Origin of the sequence: Tahibacter sp. (assembly GCF_035481375.1) — a bacterium.
Lineage (GTDB): Bacteria > Pseudomonadota > Gammaproteobacteria > Xanthomonadales > Rhodanobacteraceae > Tahibacter.
This window is the reverse complement of record NZ_DATIGT010000175.1, coordinates 1-2,406: the sequence shown is the minus strand read 5'-3', so window position 1 is coordinate 2,406 and position 2,406 is coordinate 1. Positions and strand designations below refer to the sequence as shown.

The 2,406-nt window shown below is 69.3% G+C and carries 2 protein-coding genes; both read left to right on the top strand.

The genetic code is table 11. The features are described 5' to 3' along the window. On the top strand, positions 1–794 hold a 794-nt coding region (locus tag VLF18_RS11415; protein WP_325279746.1), incomplete at its 5' end, for an efflux RND transporter periplasmic adaptor subunit. Then, positions 791–2,406: efflux RND transporter permease subunit (locus VLF18_RS11410; RefSeq protein WP_325279745.1), on the top strand; the 1,616-nt coding region annotated here is incomplete at its 3' end. The genes VLF18_RS11415 and VLF18_RS11410, both read left to right, overlap by 4 nt.

Below are 2,406 nucleotides of genomic sequence, written 5' to 3'. Positions count from 1 at the left end.
CGCTGCGCAGCGAACAGCGCCAGGCCGATGCGGCCGTCGCCGAGGCGCAAGCCGCGCTCGCGGTCGCGAAACGCAACAACGAACGCATGGCCGCGCTGCGCGACAAGGGCCTGATCAGCGCGCGCGATGCGGATGAAATGTGGGGTGCGGCGACACAGGCCGAGGCGCGGCTGAACTCGGCGCGCGCACAGCGCGAAGCGGTCGCGCTGCGCCTGAGTTTCGCCGAGCTGCGCGCGCCCGACGACGGCGTGATCTCGCGCCGCGACGTGCAGCCGGGCCAGGTCGTTTCCTCGGGCGGCGAGCTGCTGCGTCTGATCCGCCACGGCCAGCTCGAATGGCGCGGCAACCTGCCCGAAGCCGAACTCGTACGCGTGCAGGAAGGCACGGTCGTGCAGATCAGCGGTCCCGACGGCAGCAAGGCCGAGGCCCGCGTGCGCCGCGTCGCCGCGAGCCTCGACACGGCGAGCCGCACCGGCGTGGTCTACGCGACGCTCGCCGAACCCGGCAATCTGCGCGCCGGCATGTTCGCGCAGGGCGATCTGCTGCTCGGCGAAAGCGCCGCGCTGCTGCTGCCGCTCGCCGCCGTCGTGCAGCGCGACGGCCACAGCTATGTATTCCGCGTCGGCAGCGAGCAGCGCGTCACGCGTCAGCGCATCGAGATCGGCCGCGTCGACGGCGAGCAGATCGAAGTCGTGTCGGGTCTGACCGCGACCGACCCGGTCGTCGCACGCGGCGCGGGTTTCCTCAGTGAAGGCGACCGCGTGCGCGTGGTCGCCGGGACGGCGACGCCATGAGCATCAACGTCTCCGCCTGGGCGATCCGCCGGCCGTTGCCGGCCATCCTGCTGTTCATCCTGCTCTGTGCAGCCGGTGTCGCCGGCTTCCGCAGTCTCGCGGTCTCGCGCTTTCCGGATATCTCGCTGCCGATGGTCATGGTCACGGTGACCCTGCCCGGCGCCGCGCCGAGCCAGATGGAAACCGAGATCACGCGCAAGGTCGAGGACGCTGTCGCGAGCCTCGCCGACATCGACAAGCTCGTCTCGACCGTCAACGAAGGCGTGTCGAACACGCGCATCGAATTCGAACTCGGCCGCGATCTCGACGAGGCGCTCGACGAAGTGCGCGATGCGATCACGCGCATCCGCACCGACCTGCCGCAGGACATCGAGGAACCGGTCGTCGCGAAGATCAATGTCGTCGGCGGCACGATGCTGAGCTTCACCGTGGAATCGGACACGCTCGCGCCCGATGAGCTCAGCTGGTTCGTCGACGACACGGTGACCAAGGCGCTGTTCAGCGTACCCGGCGTCGGTCAGGTCAAGCGCACCGGCGGCGTCGAGCGCGAAGTGCGCATCGATCTGAAGCCCGGTGCGCTCGAAGGGCACGGCATCACGGCGGGCGCCGTATCGCAGCAGCTCGCGCGCATCCAGGTCGAGATGCCCGGCGGCAAGGCGAACTGGGGCGGCAAGGAACAGATCGTGCGCACGGTCGGCACCGTCGATGCGGTCGCGCAACTGCGCGACATGCCGATCACGCTGCCCGACGGCCGTCAGGTCAAGCTCTCCGCGCTCGCCGACATCCGCGACGCCGCGGCCGAGCAGCGTCAGCTCGCGCTGCTCGACGGGAAGCCCGCGGTCGGCTTCGCGATCACGCGCACGCGCGGATCGAGCGAGGTCGGCACGGGACGCGCCGTGCGCGCGAAGGTCGAGGAACTCGGCCGCACGTATCCGAACCTGCGCTTTGCCGAAGTCAGCTCGACCGTCGAGGAAGCCGAAGGCTCGTACGAATCGTCGATGACCATGCTCTGGGAAGGCTCGCTGCTCGCCGTGCTCGTGGTCTGGCTGTTCCTGCGCGACTGGCGCGCGACCTGGATCTCCGCGCTCGCGCTGCCGCTGTCGATCATCCCGACGTTCGCCGTCATGCACTGGTTCGGCTTCAGCCTGAACATGATCACGCTGCTCGCGCTCGCGGTCGTCGTCGGCATTCTCGTCGACGACGCGATCGTCGAGGTGGAGAACATCGTGCGGCATCTCGGGCTCGGCAAGTCGCCGCAGGAAGCCGCGACCGATGCGGCCGACGAGATCGGCCTCGCGGTCATCGCGACCTCGCTGACACTCGCCGCGGTGTTCGTGCCGGTCGCGTTCATGCCGGGCATCCCGGGCAAGTTCTTTCGCGAATTCGGCTGGACCGCGGCCACGGCCGTGCTGTTCTCGCTGCTCGTCGCGCGCCTGCTGACGCCGATGATGGCGGCCTACCTGCTGAAGCCGCAGCCACACGAGGAGAAGGAAGGCCCGCTGATGCGCTGGTACCTGCGCCTCGTCGAGAGCGCGCTCGCGCATCGCACGCGCACATTGTGGCTCGCGTTCGCGCTGTTCATCGGCTCGCTCGCGATCGTGCCGCTGATTCC